Genomic DNA, 21,772 nt, shown 5'->3' with positions numbered 1-21,772 from the left:
GAGCCGATCCGCGACGCCGTGGGGGCGTCAGGGTCGGCATGGACGACGCCGATGGGAGGCGTGTCGCCCGGAAACGAAATCGAGCGAGGGGCGGTGGATTACGCCGCGTTGAATGGGGCGCCCGGGCCGGCGAAGCGGTCTTCGTCAGTTTTGCGCAGAGCCAGCGCGCTCCCCGTCGTGATCCAATGCCGCCGCCCAGAATAGTTCGGCGTGCCGCCGCCAGATGCTCTCGACGGCGGTCAGGCTTGGCGATCGCCCTTTGATCGCCAGCGCGGCGGAGCTTGCGACGCCCCGTGCCACGGCCGTGAGGCCGAAGAGGTGATGGTAGAGCGGCTGAGCGTCGCGTGTCTCCTCCATCAGGGCATGAGCGAGCCGCCCATCCCGGAATCTCTTCAGTCGCCCCAGGATGGCCTTGCCCTCGCGGGACCTCGCGAAGACGTCATAGCGGGCGATCGCGCCTTCAATGGCCGTCATGCAAGCCGCGACGTGCATGTCCTCCAGATCCGGCTGCATCGGCGTCCATCGCCGCGCGCGCTTGATCAGCGCGCCCTGGTTTCGCTTCTGCTTGAGCAGCCGCACCATGAGCGGGAGCGAGGCCACATCGCGCGTGTTCGGGTGACGGCTGAGGGTGCCGTGATCAAAGAGCCGGGCGAGCGATGTGGCGAGGCTTAGCGTCAGGCTCTGCTGGATGGTGCGATAGACCACAGCGCCCGGCCGCGCCGTGTTCGCGGTAGCGGTCACGAGATCATTCGCGGCGGCGAGCGATGTCCCGGCGGCAAGTGCGATCTGCACGTCCTCCAGGATCAGCGGCGCCATGCGCTCAAGCCGGCGCAGCGCCTCGACATTCGTGATCCGAACCGGCCTGCGTTTCTTCGCCATCCTGTCACCCGAATCAAATCGGCTCGCGGGCGATGAGAGCATCCGGGGAGGTGGCGACGAAATCCCCTGAGTCCGATGGGGCTGATCGGAGCGCGATGTCGGGCACTGAGCGCCGCGTGTCGCCGGTCTATCTGACTTGTCGGGGGAGATTTGGTGGAGCCAGGCGGAATCGAACCGCCGACCTCTTGAATGCCATTCAAGCGCTCTCCCAACTGAGCTATGGCCCCACCGGGGGTCGCCGGGCGGGCGCTTCCCCGCCGGAGCGGTTCGTCGCCTTGGGTGTCTCACCCGGCTTGTCGCGCCGGCATCAGCCGGTGCGGACGGTCGTAAAGCACATGGCGGGAGAGACTGCAACCCCTCTCGTGAAAGAGGGAAATTCTCTCCACAGCCGTCAGCTCTCCTCGTCGTCCTCGAGGCCGTCGCCGATCAGGTCGGTAACGTCGTCGTCGCCATCCTCGTCTTCTTCGAGGAAGGTGTCGTCGTCGTCGTCGCTATCGACCTCGTCGTCGATCTCGATGTCGTCATCCGTCGGCGCCGCCTTGGTGGGGGTGCCGGCGGCTTCCTCGTCGGCGTCCTCCAGCGAGACCAGCTCGACGTCGGGCGTCTCCTCCGCCTCGGTCTCCGTCTCGACGACGGAGGCGCGTGCCGGTTCGGCGCGCCCGCGGGTTACGGGAGCGGTGATCGGGACGATCTGGCCGGTATAGGGCGAGATCACCGGATCCTTGTTTAGGTCGTAAAACTTCCGCCCGGTGACGGGACAGATGCGCTTGGTGCCGAGTTCGGATTTCACCACTGTTTCGTAACCTCGGAAGGTGGTGATTGAAGGGAGGCTCCCATTGAACCGCGAGTTTGGCGGAGTCAAGACGCAATCGCATGGCGTGGCGACATTGACGGGCTCATGGTAGGAAGCGCCGCGACAAACCTGCCCATCGCCCGACCACCGAAAAGAGGCCCGATCGCATGACCGACACGCTTTCGCCGTCCACGGCTCAGACCGCGGCTCCTCCCGCTCACGGAGCCGGCGCGCCGGTTCCGGCGCTGGCGCGTCGCTCGGGTCCGCTGAAGGGCCGGGCCCGCGTGCCGGGCGACAAGTCGGTCTCGCACCGCGCGCTCATCTTCGGCACGCTCACTGTCGGCGAGACCCGCATCTCCGGCCTGCTGGAAGGCGAGGACGTGCTGAATACCGCCAAGGCCTGCGCCGCGCTCGGCGCGGTGGTGGAGCGGGTCGGCGAGGGCGAATGGCGGGTCAAGGGCGTGGGCGTCGGTGGACTGCGCAGCCCCGAGGGGCCGCTCGATTTCGGCAATGCCGGCACCGGCTCCCGGCTGATGATGGGCGTGGTGGCCGGCAACCCGATCATCGCCACCTTCGACGGCGATGCCAGCCTGCGCCGCCGCCCGATGCGCCGCATTCTCGATCCGCTGGAGCAGATGGGTGTCGAGGTTCTGGACGCCGCCGAGGGCGGGCGCCTGCCGGTCACGCTCAAGGGCCCGCGCGACCTGATGCCGATCATCTATGAGAGCCCGGTGGCCTCGGCGCAGATCAAGTCCGCCGTGCTGCTCGCCGGCCTCGGCGCGCCGGGCGAGACCACGGTGATCGAGAAAGAGGCGAGCCGCGACCATACCGAGCGCATGCTGGCCCATTTCGGCGCCGATGTGCGGGTCGAGCCCTATGGCGAGCATGGCCGCAAGGTCACGCTCAAGGGGCGGCCCGAACTCAAGCCGGCGCCGGTGCGCGTGCCATCCGATCCGTCTTCCGCCGCGTTTCCGCTGGTCGCCGCGCTCATCGTGCCGGGCTCCGACATCGTGATCGAGGGTGTGATGACCAATCCTCTGCGCACCGGCCTGCTCACGACGCTGAAGGAGATGGGCGCGGACATCACGCTGCTGAACGAGCGCATCGAGGGCGGCGAGAGCGTCGCGGACCTGCATGTGCGGCATGCCTCGCTGACGGGCGTCGTGGTGCCGGCCGAGCGCGCGCCCTCGATGATCGACGAATATCCGGTTCTGGCGGTGGCGGCCGGCTTCGCGCAGGGCACGACGCGGATGCGCGGGCTGTCCGAATTGCGGGTCAAGGAATCCGATCGGCTGGCGGTGGTGGCGGCCGGGCTTGAAGCCACGGGCGTCGTGCATCGCATCGAGGGGGACGATCTGATCGTCGAGGGCCGCGGCGTGGTGCCCGGCGCGGGGCCAGTCGCGACCCATATGGACCATCGCATCGCCATGAGCTTCCTGGTGATGGGGCTGGCGAGCGAGCAGCCGGTGACCATCGACGACATCAGCTTCGTCGCCACAAGCTTCCCCGCCTTCACGCCGATCATGCGGGCGCTCGGCGCGGTGATCGAGGAGACGCCGGCCTCATGACCATCGCCATCGACGGCCCGGCCGCCTCGGGCAAGGGCACGCTGGCGCGCCGGCTGGCCGCCCATTACGGGCTGCCGCATCTCGATACCGGCCTGCTCTATCGCGCGGTCGGGGCGGCGGCGCTGGCGCGCGGTGTCGCCTTCGACGACGCCGACGCGCTGGGCGAAATCGCCGCCGGACTGGATGTCGCCGCGCTCGATGCCGAGGCGCTGAAGGCCGGGCCGGTGGGCGAGGCGGCCTCCAAGGTCGCGGCGGTGCCACAGGTGCGCGCCGCGCTGCTCCGGCTTCAGCAGGATTTCGCCCGCCAGCCCGGCGGGGCGGTGCTGGACGGGCGCGACATCGCCACGGTGATCGCACCGGAGGCGCAGGTGAAGATCTTCGTCACCGCCAGCCCCGAGGTGCGGGCCGAGCGGCGCTACCGCGAGTTCGTCGGCCGGGGCGAGACGGCGAGCTATGACGAGGTGCTGGCGGATATCCGCCGGCGCGACGCGCGCGATTCCGGCCGTGCCAGCGCGCCGCTGGTGCGGGCGCCCGACGCGGTGCTGCTCGACAACAGCGCGCTGGATCGCGACCAGAGCTGGCAGGCGGCGCTGGCCATCGTCGAGGCGGCGCGCCAGGAAAGGGAGAGCCGGACATGACCGAGGAAGCGGAGAGCGAGCGGCTGGCGCGCGGCCGGGCGCGGCTGAAGGAGATCACCGGCCAGAGCGGCGAGAAGGTGATGGCGGCGCTGGCCGACATCGCGCCCGATTTCGCGCGCTACATCTTCGAGTTCGGCTATGGCGACGTCTATTCGCGCCCCGGCCTCGACCTGCGCACCCGCATGCTGGCGACCGTGGCCGGGCTGGTGGCGCTCGGCCATGCCCAGCGCGAGCTGGAGGTGCATATCGGTTCGGCGCTGAATGTCGGGGCCACCCGCGAGGAAGTGGTCGAGACCATCATGCAGATGGCGCTCTATGCCGGCTTTCCCGCGGCGCTCGATGCGCTGCTCATCGCCAAGGACGTGTTCGCCGCCCGCGACGGCCTGTGATGCGCCGCCTGCTGGTCATCGGCATCGGTGTCGGCAATCCCGATCACCTGACCTTTCAGGCGGTCGCGGCGATGAACCGGGCGGAGGTCTTCTTCCTGCTGGACAAGGGGGAAGCGGCCGCCGAACTCGTGCGGCTGCGCGAGGAACTGCTCGCCCGGCATATGCGCGGACCCTACCGCATTGCCCGCGCCGCCAGCCCGAAGCGCGACGCATCCGGCCCGTACAAGGCGGGCGTCGCCGACTGGCACGCGGCGCGCGCGGCGCTGGTGGGCGAGATGATCGCGCGCGAACTGCCCGAGGACGGCACCGGCGCCTTCCTGGTCTGGGGCGACCCGGCGCTCTACGATTCCACCTTGCGCCTTCTCGACATGGTGCGGGCGGCAGGGACGGTGGCGTTCGAGACCGAGGTGTTTGCCGGCATCAGCGCGGTGCAGGCGCTGACCGCCGCGCACGGCATCGTGCTCAACATGATCGGCGATCCGGTGGTGATAACGACGGGGCGGCGCGGCCTCGACGATCTGCGGCCCGACGCCACGCTGGTCGCCATGCTGGATGACGGATCGGGGCTGCGCGCGCTGATGGAGCGCGGCGACGTGCTCGACATCTGGTGGGGCGCCTATCTCGGATCGCCCGACCAGATGCTGGCGGCCGGGCGGCTGAGCGAGGTGGGCGAGACCATCTTGGCGCGGCGCGCCGAAGCGCGGGCGCGCAAGGGCTGGATCATGGATGTGTGGCTGGTGCGGCCGGCGCACCTGCCGCCAGCCTCGACGCCGGACGGCGCGGGCTGTCCTTGATGCGGACCGGCGCGGCACCGAATCGCTGCTGGCGCTGCTGGTAGAAGGCGATGAACCCCTCCGGCGGCAGCGGCTTGGCGAACAGCCAGCCCTGCGCCAGCTCCACGCCGCGTTCGTTGAGGTAATCGGCCTGGTCCTGCCGTTCGACGCCCTCCGCGACGATCAGCAGGTTGAGCGTCTTCGCCATGTCGATGATGTGCGGGGTCACCGAACTGGTCGCCGCGCCCCTGCCGATGGTGTCGACGAAGCTCTTGTCGATCTTGAGCGCGTTGAGCGGCAGGGTCTGGAGATATTGCAGGCTGGAATAGCCGGTGCCGAAATCGTCGATCGCGGTGCCGTGGCCGATGCGCCGCGCTTCGATCAGCGTCCGCCGCGCGCCCTCGACATCGATGAAGCCGCGCTCGGTGGCCTCCAGCAGGATCTGCTCGGGCCAGATGCCGGTGTGGTCCAGCGCGGCGGCCAGCACCGGCAGGAAGCGCCCGGTGCTGATGTCTTCGGCACACAGATTGATCGTGACATGGAGCGAGCGGTTCGCGACCAGCATCTGGTTGAGATCGAACACCACCCGTTCGATGACCTGATCGGTGATCGGCCTGATCAGGCCGGAGGTCTCGGCGAGCGGGATGAACTCGTCGGGCCGCGCCATGGTGCCGTCGGGGCGGCGCCAGCGCACCAGAGCCTCCGCGCCGATGCAGCGCCCGGTCTCCAGCTCGATGATGGGCTGGTAATGAACCACGAATTCGCGGTGGCGGACCGCCGCGGCCAGCTCGCTCAGCGCCGAATGCCGCCGGCGGGTCAGCCAGAAGATCACGCTGCCGCTGCAGGCGGTGATGATCACCACCAGCCACAGCAGCATCGGGCTTTCGGCGCGGACATAGGCCGTCAGGCCGATCGCCGGTTCCGTGGCGATCACCGTCCACCCGTCCTGCCGGACGACGGCATAATTGACGTCGTTCTCGGTGCCCGTTCCCTCGCGCGACGCCAGCGTCTGGACATTGATGGCGGCGTCCCGGTCGCGGGCGGCGATGAGCTGTCCGTCATCGGCCAGCAGCATCACCGAAATTCCGGGCGCGATCGCGTAGCCGAGCAGCAGCGAGGGATCGATGAGGATGGCATGGTCGCCGAACCCCAGCGCGATCACATCGACCTGCGGCGCGAAGCGGGACTGCACGCCGATATGGATGCTGACGCCGTCGGGACGCGTGACGTCGGGCGCGCTCTGGCGGCGCTGATCGTCGAAAAGCCCGAAGGCCGAACAGCGAAACACGCCGTCATGAACATAGGCGACGCCGACCGTGATCGGCGAGCTCACCATGAGCTGGCGCATGTGCCGGATATGCTGGTCCGAGCAGGGCGCATAATCGGTGGCGGCCATGGAGCGCAGGGCCGCCGTGGCCGAGCTGTAGATGTCCCCGGTGTGTTGGATCACCGCCTGCGCGGTGGTGGCCAGCGTCGCCCGCTGGCCCGCCGTGTCGACGCGCCAGGACAAGTAGACCGCGCCCACCGCGGCGGGAACCGAGCCCGCGAGAGCCAGCAGAGCGCTCAGGCCGAGGGCACGCAGACGCTTTGGCCGGATGCCGCCCGTCACGTTGAGCAGCCGCCCACGCAAGATGCGCCGAAACCAGCGTTTTGCGGAAAGCCGAGCTGGGCTTGCATTGTACATCGGCGTCGCGGCCCGGCTCCCGTCCTCTCGATCGCCATACAATCCGACATGTGCCGGTGAAAGGAAAGCGCGATCCGGCCGCCGCCCAGCCTCCCGTTTCCACCTCGTCAACGCCTTGCCTTGGCACGCATCCGGCGCTATATCCACGCGCGTCCGGGTGTCACACATGTCAGTGCGGCGGCCAGGCGGGCCGGGAATGCGGCAGACGCATTTTCGAAGCTTGGAGGCATGCCCGCCCTTGCCGCGCTTTCGGCGCCGGATCATCGAGAGTGGAATGGCAGGGCTTCTGCGCCTGGCATCGTCCGCCTCTCCTTCGACATATCCTGTCGCGCGTGTCACGGCCAATGCGCCGGGCCTTCGTCTTACCGCGAAGGCTGCGCCGGAAATGCCAAGTTCCGGTGCCCGTGGCACAGCGCGACATCATCAACCCCGTGCCGGCGCTTTGGCCATCAGGAGTTTAAATGTCCGCTACTCAAACCCTCGCTTCGGCGCGTGAAGATTTCGCCGCGATGCTCGAAGAGAGCTTCGGCCAGACCGAACCGGCCGAAGGTTCCGTCGTCAAGGGCATCGTCGTCGCGATCGAGAAGGACCTCGCCATCATCGACATCGGTCTGAAGACCGAAGGTCGCGTGGCGCTGCGCGAGTTCGCCGGCCCCGGCCGCGACCAGCAGATCCAGGTCGGCGACGAAGTCGAAGTCTATCTTGAGCGTGTCGAGAACGCTCTCGGCGAGGCCGTTCTCTCGCGCGACAAGGCGCGCCGCGAAGAGAGCTGGGTCCGCCTCGAGAAGGCGTTCAACGCCACCGAGAAGGTCACCGGCGTGATCTTCAACCAGGTCAAGGGCGGCTTCACCGTCGATCTCGACGGCGCCGTGGCCTTCCTGCCGCGTTCGCAGGTCGATATCCGTCCGATCCGCGACGTCGGCCCGCTGATGCACAACCCGCAGCCGTTCCAGATCCTCAAGATGGATCGCCGCCGCGGCAACATCGTGGTGTCGCGCCGCACGGTTCTCGAAGAGACCCGCGCCGAGCAGCGTCACGAGCTGGTGCAGAACCTCGAAGAGGGTCAGGTCATCGACGGCGTGGTCAAGAACATCACCGATTACGGTGCGTTCGTTGACCTCGGCGGCATTGACGGCCTGCTGCATGTCACCGACATCGCCTGGCGCCGCGTGAATCACCCGACCGAAGTGCTGAACATCGGCCAGACGGTCAAGGTGAAGATCATCAAGATCAACCACGAGACCCACCGCATCTCGCTCGGCATGAAGCAGCTGCTCGGCGATCCGTGGGAGGGCATCGAGGCCAAGTACCCGGTCGAGGCCCGCTTCAAGGGTCGCGTCACCAACATCACCGACTACGGCGCGTTCGTCGAGCTGGAGCCGGGGATCGAGGGCCTGATCCACGTCTCCGAGATGAGCTGGACCAAGAAGAACGTTCACCCCGGCAAGATCGTCGCCACCTCGCAGGAAGTGGAAGTCGCGATCCTCGAGGTCGATCCGGTCAAGCGTCGCATCTCGCTGGGTCTCAAGCAGACCCTGCAGAACCCGTGGGATGCCTTCGCCGAGAAGTATCCGGCCGGCTCCACGGTCGAGGGCGAGGTCAAGAACAAGACCGAGTTCGGCCTGTTCCTGGGCCTCGACGGCGACGTCGACGGCATGGTCCACCTCTCGGACCTCGACTGGAACCGTCCGGGCGAGCAGGTCATCGACGAGTTCAAGAAGGGCGACGTGATCAAGGCGGTCGTTCTCGACGTGGATGTCGAGAAGGAGCGCATCTCGCTCGGCGTGAAGCAGCTCGCCGGCGACCCCTTCCAGGACTCGGGCGAGATCAAGAAGGGCGCGATCGTCACCTGCGAAGTTATCGACGTGAAGGATGGCGGCGTTGAGGTGAAGATTGCCGGCACCGACATGTCGACCTTCGTCAAGCGCTCGGAACTGGCCCGCGACCGCGGCGACCAGCGTCCGGACCGCTTCGCCGTCGGCGAGAAGTTCGATGCCCGCGTCATCCTGTTCGACCGCAAGGCCCGCAAGGTCCAGGTGTCGATCAAGGCGCTGGAGATCGCCGAAGAAAAGGAAGCCGTGGCTCAGTTCGGCTCGCAGGATTCGGGCGCTTCGCTCGGCGACATCCTGGGCGCCGCGCTCAAGAAGGCCAACGAGAAGGCCGAGTGATCCATCACGGCGCGAGGGCCCACGCCCTCGCAGCCGGACGGTGAAAACGAAGCGGCCGGCGTGGCGACACGCCGGCCGTTTTGCGTTGGAGCTGCCCCTTTGTTGGAGCTGCCCTTTCGTCCGGGCTGGCCATTTGCCCAGGCCCGGCGGTTTATCTGGGGTGAGGTGGGCGAGTCAGCGTCGTGCCGTCGCGCGACTTGGCAGCGTCATGGCGATGACACCGGCGACCACGGCAATGAGACCGAGCCAGGCGGTCGGGGGCAGGGCCTCGCCGAGGAAGACGGCGCTGATGCCGACCCCGATCGGCACCCGCAGATAGGCCTGCGCGGTGGCGCCGAGCGCGCCCAGCGTCTGCACCAGGCGAAAGAACAGTACGAAGGCCAGCGCGGTGGAGAACAGCGCCAGCGCGACCAGCGCCGCGAGCGAGGCGGCGGAGGGCGACAGGGTCCATGGGCGGTCGACGACGAGGCTTGCGGGAAGCAACAGCGCGGCGCCGCAGATCATCGAGCCCGCTGCCGGCATCATCGGGTCCAGCCCCTGGAAGCGGGCGGAATACAGCGCGCCGCCGCCATAGCACAGCGTGGCCGCCAGCACGGCGAGCTGCGGCAGAAGCTGCCCGCCCAGCCCGTGCAGCGCCCCGGCGCCGACCGTGAGGCAGGCGCCGGCGAGCCCGCTCGCCACCCCGAACAGCCGGAGCCCGCCCACCGCCTCGCGCCGGCCGATCACACGCGCGATCAGGAACGCGAAGATCGGCGTTGTGGCGTTGAGGATCACCGCCAGCCCGGCGTCGAGCCTTGTCTCGGCCCAGGCGATGAGGGTGAAGGGCACCACGCTGTTCAGGCAGGCCTGGATGAGAAAATAGCGCCACGTCGCTCGCCCCGCCGGCATCCGCAACCCGCGCGCATGCAGCACCGCCAGCAGCACCGCGCCGGCGAGGAGCGTGCGCCCGGCCATGAAGGTGAGCGGGGGAAGGGTCTCCACGCCGACCTTGATGAAGCTGTAGGACGCCCCCCACAGGGTGGAGAGCAGCAGCAGCAGCGCCAGCTCGCGGGGCAGGGAGGGAGCCGGAACGGTGGTGGGATCGCCGACGGGGGTGGCAATGGGAGGGGAACCGGGCGTGGAACTTGGCGTGATCATGGTGTCCTCGAAGGCGACGCGTGGGGAAAGGATACCGGCGGGGTGGCAACCTTCTAGCGCGGCGGGACGGCGGGATGCTTCGGCCGTGGCCGAAACGTCGCCGGCTGACGGTCCGCCCGTGCGCTGCTAGGCTGGGGCCATGTCATCGATCGTCTCGGGCAACCAGATCGCAGAGATCGCCGCGCTTCTCGGCGACCCCGCCCGTGCCAACATGCTGCTGGCGCTGATGGGCGGGCGGGCGCTGACCGCCGGCGAGCTGGCGCGCCATGCCGGTGTGAGCGCGCCCACCACCAGCGGGCACCTGGCGAAGCTCGCCGGCGCGCGGCTACTGACGCCCATGCGGCAGGGGCGCCACCGTTATTACCGTCTGGCCTCCCGCGAGATCGCCGAGGTGGTGCATGCGCTGATCGTGGCGGCGGGCGCCGGCCCGGCGCGCCATCGCCCGGCGGGACCGCGCGACGCGGCGCTGCGGCTGGCACGCACCTGCTACGACCATCTGGCGGGCCGGCTGGCGCTGGCCCTCGCCGATGCGCTGCAGGACCGGGGGCTCGTGATGCAGGACGATGGCGGGGCGTGGATCACGCCGGCCGGCCGGGTCTTCCTCGAAGGTTTCGGGCTCGATCTCGAGGCCGGGGCTTCCTCGCGCCGTCCGCTGTGTCGCACCTGCCTCGACTGGAGCGAGCGCCGTCCGCATCTGGCCGGCCGGCTCGGCGCGGGCCTGCTGCACCGGCTGCGGGAACTGGACTGGGTGGCGGACCTGCCCGACACTCGCGCCCTGCGCCTCACCCGCTCTGGCGAGCGAGGGCTGGTGGAGCGCTTCGGCCTGCGCCCGGACTGGCGCTGCGAGGTGGTCGCGCCGGGAGGCGGCGGAGAGGGCTGAACGTCAGCCGCGTTCCATCTTGCTTCGCATATTTGCGGAACGGGTGCGATCGGCTGGGCACCTCGATCTGGCGACGAATCGGACCGCCTTTCGTCGTTGCCCGAAACCGTTCCACCTGTCGGCGGCGGCCATACGCGTCGTGAGAGGGCTACGATGTGTGGAGCGGGCCGCGCCGGCTTGCCGCACCCGCCCGCTCACCTCACCCGCGCGGGATTCCCCACCGCCGTCGCCCCGGCCGGCACGTCCTTCGTCACCACCGCGCCCGCGCCGATCACCGCGTCGTCGCCGATGGTCACGCCCGGCAGGATGATGGCGCCGCCGCCGATCCAGACATTGCGGCCGATCTTCACCGGTCGGCCGAATTCGAGGCCGGTGGCGCGGGTCTGAGGGTCGCGCGGGTGGTCGGCGGTGTAGATGTGCACGCCGGGCGCGATCTGGGTGGCGTCGCCGATGGTGACCTCCACCACATCGAGGATCACGCAGTCGAAATTGAGGAACACCCCGGCACCCAGCCGGATGTTGAAGCCGTAATCGCAATGGAAGGGCGGGCGGATGGTGGAGCCTTCGCCCATCGCGCCGAGCCGCGCGCGCAATATGGCGTCGCGCTCGGCCTGCGGCTGGCCGAGGGAGGCGTTGAAGCGCGCCATGAAGGCCGCCGCTTCCGCCTGCGCCGCCTGAATCTCGGCGTCGCCGGCGTGGTAGAGTTCGCCGGCGAGCATCTTCTGCATCTGGCTGCGGGTGGGTGTGGCGCTGTCGGACACGAGAGGTTCTCCGCGTTGGATCGCTGGGGGAACCTTCCTCGCCGGACCACGACCTTCGAGGCAAAACACGTTTGGTTTCGTGCTGATACGCGGAGCGCGCGTCAGTCGAGGTCGACCCAGCCGCGCAGCTCGCGCTTCACCACGGCCTCCAGAACCGCCATGCCGCCGTCCGAATCATTGAGGCAGGGGATGAAGTGGAACTTCTCGCCGCCATTGTGCAGGAAGATCTCGGCATTCTCGCCGCCGATCTCCTCCAGCGTCTCCAGGCAATCGGCGACGAAGCCGGGGGTGATGACCGCGAGCCGTTTCACGCCGGATTTCGCCAGCGCCTCCACCGTCTTGTCGGTGTAGGGCTGGAGCCATTCCTCCTTGCCGAAGCGCGACTGGAAGGTCAGCTTCAGCTTGCCCTCCGGCCAGCCGAGCTTCTCGCGCACCAGCCGCGTGGTCTGGTGACAATAGCACTGATAGGGGTCGCCCTTCGCGAAATAGCTTTTGGGAATGCCGTGGAACGAGGCGAGTACCAGTTCCGGCTCCCAGTCGAGCTTGGCGAGTTCCGTGGTGATGGAATTGGCCAGCGCCTCGATATAGGTCGGCTCATCGGGCCAGTGCGGGGCGACGCGCAGCACCGGCTGCCAGCGCATCTTCTTGAGCTGGTCGAAGGCGGCGTCGCACACGGTGGCCGAGGTGGCGGCGGCATATTGCGGATAGAGCGGCACCAGCAGGATGCGCTCGCAGCCAATTTTCTGCAGCGCCTCGATGCGCGAGGCGATGGACGGGGTGCCGTAGCGCATCGCCCAGTCGAAGACGAGGCGCTGGTCGAGCGGGGCGAGCGCGGCGGAAAGCTTCTCGGACTGCGCGCGGGTGATGGTGCGCAGCGGGCCCTCGTTCCGCTCCTTGTTCCAGATCGTCTCGTAATCCTTGCCCTTGGCCTGCGGGCGCCGGGACAGGATCACGACGTTCAGCAGGAACCACCACAGGACGCGGTTGACCTCGATGACGCGGCGGTCGGAGAGGAATTCGCGCAGATAGCGGCGCATCGACCAGTAATCGGTGCCGTCCGGGGTGCCCAGATTGACGATGAGCACGCCGATCCGCCCATAGGCGACCGGCGGGTGGCCGGCGGGCAGGGTGGAGTTGAGGGAATCGGCGCCGCGCGGCACCGGAACGGCCTTGTTCATCGGCAAACCTCGCCTGAAGGATCGGCGGAGCTTATAGGCCCTCGCGCCGGGCTTTCCAACCGGCGCGAAGGTCGCGGGACGCGTGCCCGTTCATCGCCGCGCCGGACCGGAAGGCGGTCGCGTCGCGGCCATCGGCGTCACGCCGTTTCGACGCGACGCCGTGGCAATGCCCGCCCTCAGCGCACCAGGATGTTGCGGAACTGCCAGGGGTCGGACGTGTCGATGTCCTCGGGGAACAGGCCGGGCCGCCCGTCGAGCGGGGTCCAGTCGGTGTAATAGCCCTTCAACGTGCCGAGATAGGGCTTCTGGACCTCAAGGCAGCGCTGGAAGTCCATCTCGTCGGTCTCGACGATGCCGGCCTCGGGGTTCTCGATCGCCCACACCATGCCGGCCAGCACGGCGGAGGATACCTGAAGCCCGGTCGCGGTCTGGTAGGGCGCCAGGTTGCGGGTTTCCTCGATGGTGAGCTGCGAGCCGTACCAGTAGGCATTCTTCTCATGGCCGAACAGCAGCACGCCCAGCTCGTCGCGGCCGTCGACGATCTCGTCCTCGGTGAGGATGGTCCATTCGTCCTGGAACCGGCCCTCATTGCCGAACATCTCATGCCAGGACAGCACGGCGTCGTTGCAGGGGTGGTAGGCGTAATGGCAGGTCGGCCGGTACGACACCTGCGCGCCGTTGCGCACGGTGAAATAATCGGCGATCGAGATCGACTCGTTATGGGTGACGAGGAAGCCGTGCTGGGGCCCGAGGCTCGGGCACCAGGTGCGCACCTTGGTGGCGGCGCCGGCCTGCATCAGGTAGATCGCGGCGCCGGAACCGAAATTGTGGGTGTGGCCGTTCGCCGGCATCCACTTCTCATGGGTGCCCCAGCCCAGCTCCGCCGGCTGCAGACCCTCCGAGACGAAGCCCTCCACCGACCAGGTGTTGATGAACTTGCCGAAGGGGCGCGGATCGCGGGCGCGCTGGGTGTCGCGCTCGGCGATGTGGATGCCCTTGACGCCGGCGCGGGCCATCAAATCGGCCCAGCCCTCGCGGGTGACGGGGATGGTGAAATCGAGGCCGGTGTCGGTCGCGATGTCGACGAGGGCCTGCTTGACGAACCACGACACCATTCCCGGATTGGCGCCGCAGCAGGACACGGCGGTCAACCCGCCGGGATTCTCGCGCTTGGCCTTGAGCATGGATTCGCGCAGCGCGTAATTGGAGCGGCTGGCCGGGGTGGCGTCCTTGTCGAAATAGAAGCCGAGCCACGGCTCCACCACGGTATCGATATAGAGCGCGCCGCATTCGCGGGCGAAGGTCATGATGTCGACCGAGCCGGTATCGACCGACAGGTTGACGAGGAAGCCGCGTCCGCCCGTGGTGAGCAGCGGCCCCAGAATCTCCCGGTAATTCTCCCGCGTGATCGCGGTCTGGAGAAAGCGGATGCCGCGTTCGTCCAGCAATGCGCGATTATCGTCCTTGGGATCGATGACGGTCAGGCGTTCCTTGTCGAAGTCGAAGTGCCGCTCCAGCAGGGGAAGCGTGGCGCGACCGATCGAGCCGAAGCCGATCATCACGATGGGACCATCGATCTTTGCGTAGACAGGCCAAACCGACATTCTCGGGGGGACTCCTTTGGTTCCGAGGGTAATAAAATTACGGGCGCACCATGGGTGCCCAAACCTGCGCCGTCAATGGTGACGGGGGCGTGACGGTGCCTTCCGGCCCGGTACCGGCGTGCGGCCGGCAGGACGGAGCGATCGCGTCGGTCGGGTGCGGGCTGTCAGTCTTCGGCGGCGAGGATGTGGTTGCGCACCAGCGGATAGACCTGGCCCTGCCAGCGCCGGCCGGAGAACACGCCGTAATGGCCGACGCCGGCCTGCATGTGGTGACGGCGCAGATGCGGGCGCAGGCTGGAGCAGATGTCCTGCGCGGCCACGGTCTGGCCGACCGCGCAAATGTCGTCGCGCTCGCCTTCCACCGTGAGCAGCGCGGTGCGGCGGATGGCGCGGAAATCGATCTTCTCGCCGCGATAGGTCAGCTCCCCGCGCGGCAGGTCGTGCTCCTGGAACACCTTGCGAATGGTCTCCAGATAGAATTCCGCGGCGAGGTCCAGCACCGCGAAATACTCGTCGTAGAAATTCTTGGCGGTGTCGGCCTTGGCGTGCTCGCCCATGGCGAGGTTCTCGAACAGCTCGACATGGGCCTTGATGTGCCGGTCCATGTTCATCGCCATGAAGGCGCCCACCTGCACGAAGCCGGGATAGACCCGGCGCCCCACCCCGGGGAAGCCCGGCGGCACGGTGGAGATCAGGTTCTTCTCGAACCAGTCCATCGACTTTGAGGTGGCGAGTTCGTTGACCTTGGTCGGGTTGATGCGGGTGTCGACCGGCCCGGCCATCAGCGTGATCGAATGGGGCGTGGCCGGGTTGTCCTCCTGCGCCATCACCGCGGTGGCGGCGAGCACCTGCACGCAGGGCTGGCACACGGCGAGCGCGTGGGCGCCCGGCCCGATGATCTCCAGGAAGCGGATGACGTGCTCGACATAATCGTCGAAGCCGAAGGCGCCTTCGCTGAGCGGCACGTCGCGGGCATTGTGCCAGTCGGTGATGTAGACGTCGTTCTCGGGCAGCAGCGTCTTCACCGTGCCGTGCAGCAGCGTGGCGAAATGGCCGGAGAGCGGCGCCACCACCAGGATGCGCGGCTGCGGCTGGTCGACATCCTTCCTGAAGTGCAGCAGCGAGCCGAAGGGCAGGCGCGCCACCACTTCCTCGATCACCTCCACCTCGCGATTGCCGACCTCGACCGTGCCGATGCCAAAGGCGGGCCGGGAATGGGAGAGGCTGACGCGCTCGAACATCTCAAGCGCGGCGGTGATGTTGCGCAGCAGGGCATTCTGGTGGACGAAGCCGGCCCCCCAGCCGGCACCCCACGCCGTGTTCATCATGCGTCGCGACACCCGAGCCGCGCTGCGCAGCGGGTCGAGCAGGTCGGCCTGAGCCTGATAGGCGGCATAAATCATATGCTTGAGGCTCGTGCGCGTGAGGCTCTTGGAGCGAAGGCCGGAACGGGACGCCCGCGGCCGAGGCTAGAACAGTTACGGGGTGCCGACGATACGACGATTGTCGCGCTTTCGTCATGCAAATCCTGCGAGCATCGCGCCGGCCGGCGCGCGCGATCGCGGACCGCATCCGGGATGGCACGAATAGTGATTGCCGATGCCGCGTTCATCTTCCCTCGCTGACCCGACAGGACCTTCTCACATGCCCGCCCCGACTTCCGCATCCAAGCCCGCATCCGGATCGGGGGCGACGTCCGCCAAGGCGAAGGCGCCCGCCGCGACCTCGGCTGCCGGCACCAAAGCCGCCGCCGCCAAGAAGCCGAAGGCCGCAGCGCCAACGCCGGATGCCGTGCTGACGCTGAGTAGCAAGAACTATTCCTCATGGTCGTTGCGCGGTTTCCTGCTGTGCCGGATGGCGGGGCTGGAGATCGCCGAGGCGCGTGTCTCGGCCGACGATCCCAGCATCCGCGCCGAGCTGCTGCTGCAGTCTTCGTCTTTCCTGGTGCCGCGCCTCGACCATGACGGCCTGCGCATCTGGGACACGCTGGCCATTGCGGAATACCTGCACGAACTTAAGCCAGATGCCGGGCTGCTGCCCAACGATAAGGCAGCGCGCGCGCATTGCCGCTCGATCAGCGGCGAGATGCATTCGGGCTTTGCCAATCTGCGCTCGGCCTTGCCGATGAACATCAAGGCGCGCCATCCGGGCTTCAAGGTCTGGACCGGGGCGCAGGCGGACATTGCGCGCATCCTCGCCATCTGGTCGGAGTGCTTCGAGACCTATGGCGGGCCTTATCTGTTCGGCAAGACGCCGACCATGGCGGACGCGATGTACGCGCCGGTCTGCTCGCGCTTCACCACCTATGACGTGAAGCTGGACGCCGCCTCGAAGGCCTACTGCGCGCATATGCTCGCCCACCCCGCCATGGTGGAGTGGAGCGAGGCGGCGGTCGAGGAGCCGGACGAGATGGAGGAGCTCGACGTCGAGTTCTGACCCGTTTGAGGGGAACCCGGCGGCGCTCGACCCCATCCCGTCCGAGGGGGCGGAGGGACGCGGCGCCTCGCGTCCGCGCTCGATCCTTCGCAGGAGAACGCAGGACAGGGCTCGACGCCTCCCTCCGATGGGAATGTCTCACATGAACGGTGCCTTCCCGGCCGCTGTCGCGCGGCCGGGACGTCGAAACTGGGGCCCGGCGGGAAAGCCGCCGGGAACGTCCCGCCTCACGCGATGCGCTTCAGCGCGCCTTCTTCCTCACGCACGATCAGATCGCTCAGGCTCGGGCTCGCGATTTCCGCGCCGGTCGCGCTGACCAGGCCGCGCGCGCCGGAAAGCGCGCCGGGGGTCAGCTCCAGCCCGAGGAAGCGGCTGCGGTCGAAGGCGCCCGGCAGCCACAGGCCCTCGGTCCGCGCGGCGTCGAAGCCGAAGCGGGCGTAATAGGGCGCGTCGCCGACCAGCAGGATCGCGCCATGGCCGAGCCGGCTCGCCTCGCAGATCGCGGTGGTCATCATCGCGCCGCCCAGGCCAATGGAGCGGAACCAGGGATGGATGGCCAGCGGGCCGAGCAGCAGCGCCGGGCGCGCCGGGCCGGCCGTGACATGCCACAGCCGCAGCGTGCCGACCACGCGCCCGTCCGCGCCATGTGCGGCGAAGGCGAGGCCGTCGGCCGGAAGGCGGCCTTCGCGCAGGCGCTCCGAGGTCTTGGCGAAGCGCGCGGCGCGGCCGAAGGACAGGTCGAGCAGCGCCTCGCGCTGGGCGATGTCGGCCGGGGTCTCCAGCGAGATCACGGGCGCGGGGGCGGCGACCACGGGGGTGGCCAGCGGGGCGACGACGTCGGTGGCGGCGAAGTTGTAGGTCATGGCGGCCTCAAACACCCGGATCGTCGGGCAAAAGAGGTGAAAGGGAATTGTGAAAGTCCCGTGCGGCGGGGTTGTTCCGCTCTAGCGGCTTGGTTCCGCCCGTCACGATGGCCTGAACGCTCGTTCAGGATGCCCTTGCCGGCGAGGCCGCCGGCGGAGCAGGACCGCCCCTCGGCCCGCCGGGCCGAAAGGCGCCCGGACCGTCCCCGGTCCGGGTCACAGGTGATCTGAGCTCGGCCTTTTGGCCGGGTGGCTCAGATCACGTAGGATCGGAGCGGGTCGAAACCGTTGAACGCCACCGCCGAATAGGTGGTGGTGTAGGCGCCGGTGGCCTCGATCAGCACCTTGTCGCCGATGGCGAGCGAGACCGGCAGGTAGACCGGCTCCTTCTCGTACATCACGTCGGCCGAATCGCAGGTCGGGCCGGCGAGAACGCAAGGCTCGGTCGCATCGCCGTCGCGCGGGGTGCGGATCGGGTAGCGGATCGATTCGTCCATGGTCTCGGCGAGGCCGCCGAACTTGCCGATGTCGAGATAGACCCAGCGCACCGTGTCGGTGTCGGACTTCTTCGAGATCAGCACCACTTCCGCCTCGATGAGGCCCGCGCCGCCCACCATGCCGCGGCCCGGCTCGATGATGGTCTGCGGGATCGAGTTGCCGAAATGCCGCGACAGGGCGCGGAAGATCGCCTCGCCATAGGCTTCCGCCGCCGGCACGTCCTGCAGGTAGCGGGTCGGGAAGCCGCCGCCGAGATTGACCAGGCTCAGCGAGAAGCCGCGCAGCGCGCATTCGTTGAAGATCGCCGAGGCGGAGGCGAGGGCGCCGTCCCAGGCTTCGACGTTCTTCTGCTGCGAGCCGACATGGAAGGAGATGCCATGGGCCTCGAGGCCGAGGCGATGGGCATGCTCCAGCACGTCGACCGCCATGTCGGGCTCACAGCCGAACTTGCGGGAGAGCGGCCATTCGGCGCCGGCGCCGTCGCACAGGATGCGGCAGAACACCTTGGAGCCGCTGGCGACGCGGGCGACCTTCTCGACCTCTTCCGTGCAGTCGACCGAGAACAGGCGCACGCCCAGCTCGAAGGCCCGCGCGATGTCGCGCTCCTTCTTGATGGTGTTGCCATAGGAGATGCGGTCCGCGGTCGCGCCGGCGGCCAGCGCCATCTGGATCTCGGCCACCGAAGCGCAGTCGAAGCACGAGCCGAGCTCGGCGAGCAGGCTCAGGATTTCCGGGGCGGGGTTCGCCTTCACCGCGTAGAAGACGCGGGTATCCGGCAGCGCGCGCGCAAAGGCGGCGTAGTTGGAACGGACGACGTCCAGATCGACGACGACGCAGGGACCATCCTCACGTCGGTTGCGCAGGAACTCGCGGATACGGTCGGTCATGGCGCTCTCCACAAACCTTCAAAGCTTCGACCCAGGACGATGGATGCGAACACCCGCGCGCGGCGTGAATGTGCCGCGCTCGTGGCGAGAATGCGCATCCGTTCGCCGGCCGCACGGTTTTTGCCGCAAGGCCGGATGGAATGGAGCCGTGGCACGGATGCGTTCGGGGGCGCATGTGGAGAGCGCTCACGTTCGTCCGATGCCATCGCTTGGTACGGGAGACCCGACCGCACGCCCGGCAAGAAGTAGTGCCTCTTCAGTGTCGCCGACCTTTGGAGGGCCGACTGAGACTAAAAAAGCCCGCTACGTCGTTGCTTCAAGTCACGTTCCCCGCTGAGAGCGAGGTGCGCCGGTTTCGCCTCCGGCTACCGATCTTCCTGGCGACTTTCCGGCCTCTTGTCCGGACTTCCGCCGATCGGCACGCGACCACAGGCACGTGCGAATATTGGGCGAGGGGTGATGTATGGATTTACGCCGTCACATGCAAGCGGGTTTTTCAAGTTTTTTCGGTGCGCCGGCTAAGTGTCGGGCCGGGATGCCGAAAACGACAATGGCCGGGGGGTGCCCGGCCATTCAAACCTCTCGGATGTTTCGCGCGAGGGCGCGGCCGGTCTCAGCCCTCGACAAAGGGCTCGATGCTCTTGGCCTTCATGATGAAGCGGTAGACGCCGTAGACCGCCAGCGCGGCGAAGATGCCCTCGAAGATCAGTTCCCAGATCAGGCTCGCCTCGAACAGGGCGGCGATCGCCCAGCCGGCAGCGAGGCCGGCGCCGATCAGCTCCGCGCCGAGCAGGATGGTGGCGCTCACCACCGTGCTGACATTGTCCCAGCGAATGCGTCGGCCCGTGCTCATCAGTTCCATTCCGCTTAATTGGCGGGGCGCAACCTGCTATGCCGCGCCGCGCGGGTCAAGCCACGCGGCTCACGTCGCGGGGATCCGCCACGATAACAGGTCCGGGAGAGCGTTGATGGCAGGTCAGGTTCACGAGAGCGTTCATGCCGGGCGAGGCATGGTGGCGGCGCCGCACTGGGCGGCGGTGGAGGCCGGGCGCGCCGTTCTCGAGGAGGGCGGCAACGCGGTCGAGGCCGCGCTTGCGGCTGCGGCGGCCATCGCGGTGGCCTATCCCCACATGACCCAGTTCGGCGGCGATGGCTTCTGGCTGATCCGCGAGCCCTCGGGGCGTGTCCGCTATATCGAGGCGACCGGCTATGCCGGCGCCCGCGCGACGCCCGCGCTGTATCGCGACGCCGGCTATGACGCGATTCCCCCGCGCGGCCCGCTCGCCGCGCTCACCGTTCCCGGCCAGGTCGGCGGCTGGCAACTCGCGCTGAACAGCGCGAAGGCCCATGGCGGGAAGATGCCGGTGCGCCGGCTGCTGGAGGCGGCGCGCGATCACGCCCGCGCCGGCATCGCCGTCAGCGCCTCGCAGGCCGGGCTGACCGCCGAGAAGCTGGAGGAGCTGAAGGACGTGCCGGGCTTCGCCGCCATGTTCCTGAAGGACGGCAAGGCGCCCGAGACCGGCGAGGTGATGCGCTTCGAGCGTGTGGCGGACATGCTGGAGCATCTGGGAGCCGCCGGGCTCGACGATTTCTATCGCGGCGATATCGGCCGCGAGATCGCCGCCGACATCGAGCGCGCCGGTAGCCCGATCACGCGCGCGGATCTCGAAGCCTACCGTGCTGTCGAGCGGGCGCCGCTGCACCTCAAGGGCCGGCACATGGAGCTGTGGAGCTCGGCCCCGCCGACGCAGGGGCTCGCCACGCTGATGATCCTCGGCATTTTCGAGCGGCTGGGCATCACGGAGCCCGAGGGCTTCGCCCATGTCCACGGGCTGATCGAGGCCACCAAGCGCGCCTTTCTGGTGCGCGACCGGGTGGTGACCGACCATGACCGCCTCACCCATGACCCGTCCCGGTTCCTCACCCCCGAGCGGCTTGCCAGTGAGGCGGCGGCCATCGATCCGCGCCGGGCGGCGCCCTGGCCGCAGCGTGCCGCACCGGGCGACACGGTATGGCTCGGCGCTGCCGATTCGAGCGGGCTGATGGTGTCCTATATCCAGTCGATCTACTGGGAGTTCGGCTCGGGTCTGGTGCTGCCCGGCACCGGCGTGCTCCTGCAAAATCGTGGCTCCAGCTTCTCGCTCGACCCGAAGGCGGTGAACCCGCTGGAGCCGGGCCGCCGGCCGTTCCACACGCTCAATCCCTGCATGGCCGCGCTGCCGGACGGGCGGGTGGTCTCCTTCGGCTGCATGGGCGGGGAAGGCCAGCCGCAGACCAATGCCGCCGTGCTCAGCCGCTACGCCCTGTTCGGCGCCCCGCTCGGCGAGGCGGTGGCGCGCCCGCGCTGGGTGCTGGGCCGCACCTGGGGATCGCAGACCGTGAACCTGCGCGTCGAGGGCTCGCTCGATTCGTCGGTGATCGACGCGCTGGCGCGGGCCGGTCACGATGTCGAGATCGTCGAGGACCTGCGTTCGCCGATGATGGGCCATGCCGGTGCCGTCGTGCTTCATGCCGGAAAAGGCGGGCTTGAGGGCACGCACGACCCGCGCGCCGATGGCGGGGCGGCAGGTATCTAGCCCCGGCTTCACGGTACGGTCACATCCTCATGCGAGAGGCGCGGCGAGGAAGCAGGACCC

The 21,772-nt window shown here is 68.4% G+C and carries 19 protein-coding genes and 1 tRNA gene; 8 read left to right on the top strand and 12 right to left on the bottom strand.

The window, feature by feature from the left end:
• Window positions 1-144 precede the first annotated feature (144 nt).
• The 3 genes from MKI84_RS15555 to MKI84_RS15545 form a co-directional block, all read right to left on the bottom strand.
• Window positions 145-879, bottom strand: a complete 735-nt coding sequence (locus MKI84_RS15555) for an AbiU2 domain-containing protein (protein WP_241621017.1) — start codon at window positions 877-879, stop codon at window positions 145-147.
• A 151-nt stretch (window positions 880-1,030) separates the two neighbouring features.
• A tRNA-Ala gene (locus MKI84_RS15550) sits at window positions 1,031-1,106 on the bottom strand.
• Between the two features lie 164 nt (window positions 1,107-1,270).
• Window positions 1,271-1,672, bottom strand: a complete 402-nt coding sequence (locus MKI84_RS15545; RefSeq protein WP_241621015.1) for a TIGR02300 family protein — start codon at window positions 1,670-1,672, stop codon at window positions 1,271-1,273.
• A 167-nt stretch (window positions 1,673-1,839) separates the two neighbouring features.
• On the opposite strand from MKI84_RS15545, the gene aroA reads away from it, so the two are divergent.
• From aroA to cobF, 4 genes are read left to right on the top strand one after another with little or no spacing between them, the layout of a single operon-like run.
• Window positions 1,840-3,240, top strand: coding sequence for a 3-phosphoshikimate 1-carboxyvinyltransferase (gene aroA, locus MKI84_RS15540; RefSeq protein ID WP_241621013.1), 1,401 nt, complete (start codon window positions 1,840-1,842; stop codon window positions 3,238-3,240).
• Window positions 3,237-3,878 (top strand): (d)CMP kinase, encoded by a 642-nt coding sequence (gene cmk / locus MKI84_RS15535; protein WP_241621010.1) that lies wholly within the window; start codon window positions 3,237-3,239, stop codon window positions 3,876-3,878. Before aroA ends, cmk begins: the two co-directional genes overlap by 4 nt.
• On the top strand, window positions 3,875-4,267 hold the full coding sequence (locus MKI84_RS15530; RefSeq protein ID WP_241621008.1) for a carboxymuconolactone decarboxylase family protein: 393 nt from the start codon (window positions 3,875-3,877) through the stop codon (window positions 4,265-4,267). The genes cmk and MKI84_RS15530 overlap by 4 nt, the downstream gene beginning before the upstream one ends.
• Complete coding sequence (gene cobF / locus MKI84_RS15525; protein WP_241621006.1) at window positions 4,267-5,061, top strand: precorrin-6A synthase (deacetylating); 795 nt, start codon at window positions 4,267-4,269, stop codon at window positions 5,059-5,061. The genes MKI84_RS15530 and cobF overlap by 1 nt, the downstream gene beginning before the upstream one ends.
• Here the strand turns inward: cobF and MKI84_RS15520 are convergent.
• Window positions 4,988-6,670 carry an EAL domain-containing protein gene (locus MKI84_RS15520; protein ID WP_241621004.1) on the bottom strand — a complete coding sequence of 561 codons (1,683 nt, stop codon included), beginning with the start codon at window positions 6,668-6,670 and terminating at the stop codon, window positions 4,988-4,990. The two genes, cobF and MKI84_RS15520, sit on opposite strands and share 74 nt — an antisense overlap.
• Before the next feature lie 515 nt (window positions 6,671-7,185).
• Between MKI84_RS15520 and rpsA the strand changes: the two genes are divergently transcribed.
• Window positions 7,186-8,892, top strand: coding sequence for a 30S ribosomal protein S1 (gene rpsA, locus MKI84_RS15515; RefSeq protein ID WP_241621001.1), 1,707 nt, complete (start codon window positions 7,186-7,188; stop codon window positions 8,890-8,892).
• Window positions 8,893-9,066: 174 nt separating this feature from the next.
• Here the strand turns inward: rpsA and MKI84_RS15510 are convergent, their stop codons facing one another.
• Window positions 9,067-10,029, bottom strand: coding sequence for a DMT family transporter (locus MKI84_RS15510; protein WP_241620999.1), 963 nt, complete (start codon window positions 10,027-10,029; stop codon window positions 9,067-9,069).
• A gap of 139 nt (window positions 10,030-10,168) precedes the next feature.
• On the opposite strand from MKI84_RS15510, the gene MKI84_RS15505 reads away from it, so the two are divergent.
• Window positions 10,169-10,909 (top strand): ArsR/SmtB family transcription factor, encoded by a 741-nt coding sequence (locus MKI84_RS15505; protein ID WP_241620996.1) that lies wholly within the window; start codon window positions 10,169-10,171, stop codon window positions 10,907-10,909.
• 194 nt (window positions 10,910-11,103) lie between these two features.
• On the opposite strand, the gene MKI84_RS15500 is transcribed toward MKI84_RS15505, so the two are convergent.
• From MKI84_RS15500 to MKI84_RS15485, 4 genes are all read right to left on the bottom strand, one after another.
• Window positions 11,104-11,637: a sugar O-acetyltransferase gene (locus MKI84_RS15500; RefSeq protein WP_241621263.1), complete on the bottom strand. Its 534-nt coding sequence runs from the start codon at window positions 11,635-11,637 to the stop codon at window positions 11,104-11,106.
• 134 nt (window positions 11,638-11,771) lie between these two features.
• Window positions 11,772-12,848: a ferrochelatase gene (hemH, locus tag MKI84_RS15495; RefSeq protein ID WP_241620994.1), complete on the bottom strand. Its 1,077-nt coding sequence runs from the start codon at window positions 12,846-12,848 to the stop codon at window positions 11,772-11,774.
• Between the two features lie 176 nt (window positions 12,849-13,024).
• On the bottom strand, window positions 13,025-14,452 hold the full coding sequence (locus MKI84_RS15490; RefSeq protein ID WP_241620992.1) for a homospermidine synthase: 1,428 nt from the start codon (window positions 14,450-14,452) through the stop codon (window positions 13,025-13,027).
• A 164-nt stretch (window positions 14,453-14,616) separates the two neighbouring features.
• Complete coding sequence (locus tag MKI84_RS15485) at window positions 14,617-15,855, bottom strand: polyhydroxyalkanoate depolymerase (RefSeq protein ID WP_241620991.1); 1,239 nt, start codon at window positions 15,853-15,855, stop codon at window positions 14,617-14,619.
• Between the two features lie 241 nt (window positions 15,856-16,096).
• On the opposite strand from MKI84_RS15485, the gene MKI84_RS15480 reads away from it, so the two are divergent.
• The gene (locus tag MKI84_RS15480) at window positions 16,097-16,888 is read left to right on the top strand and encodes a glutathione S-transferase (protein WP_241620989.1); all 792 of its coding nucleotides are present in this window, start codon (window positions 16,097-16,099) and stop codon (window positions 16,886-16,888) included.
• Window positions 16,889-17,115: 227 nt separating this feature from the next.
• Here MKI84_RS15480 and MKI84_RS15475 read toward each other — a convergent pair whose 3' ends face one another.
• From MKI84_RS15475 to MKI84_RS15465, 3 genes are all read right to left on the bottom strand, one after another.
• Window positions 17,116-17,751 carry a GNAT family N-acetyltransferase gene (locus tag MKI84_RS15475; RefSeq protein WP_241620987.1) on the bottom strand — a complete coding sequence of 212 codons (636 nt, stop codon included), beginning with the start codon at window positions 17,749-17,751 and terminating at the stop codon, window positions 17,116-17,118.
• A gap of 254 nt (window positions 17,752-18,005) precedes the next feature.
• Window positions 18,006-19,136 carry a type III PLP-dependent enzyme gene (locus MKI84_RS15470; protein ID WP_241620985.1) on the bottom strand — a complete coding sequence of 377 codons (1,131 nt, stop codon included), beginning with the start codon at window positions 19,134-19,136 and terminating at the stop codon, window positions 18,006-18,008.
• 613 nt (window positions 19,137-19,749) lie between these two features.
• Window positions 19,750-19,989, bottom strand: coding sequence for a hypothetical protein (locus MKI84_RS15465; protein ID WP_241620982.1), 240 nt, complete (start codon window positions 19,987-19,989; stop codon window positions 19,750-19,752).
• Between the two features lie 115 nt (window positions 19,990-20,104).
• On the opposite strand from MKI84_RS15465, the gene MKI84_RS15460 reads away from it, so the two are divergent.
• Window positions 20,105-21,712, top strand: coding sequence for a gamma-glutamyltransferase family protein (locus tag MKI84_RS15460; RefSeq protein ID WP_241620980.1), 1,608 nt, complete (start codon window positions 20,105-20,107; stop codon window positions 21,710-21,712).
• The last annotated feature ends 60 nt before the right edge of the window (window positions 21,713-21,772 follow it).

The organism is Ancylobacter gelatini (assembly GCF_022601675.1).
GTDB lineage: Bacteria > Pseudomonadota > Alphaproteobacteria > Rhizobiales > Xanthobacteraceae > Ancylobacter > Ancylobacter gelatini.
This window is presented reverse-complemented; position numbering and strand designations above follow the sequence as displayed.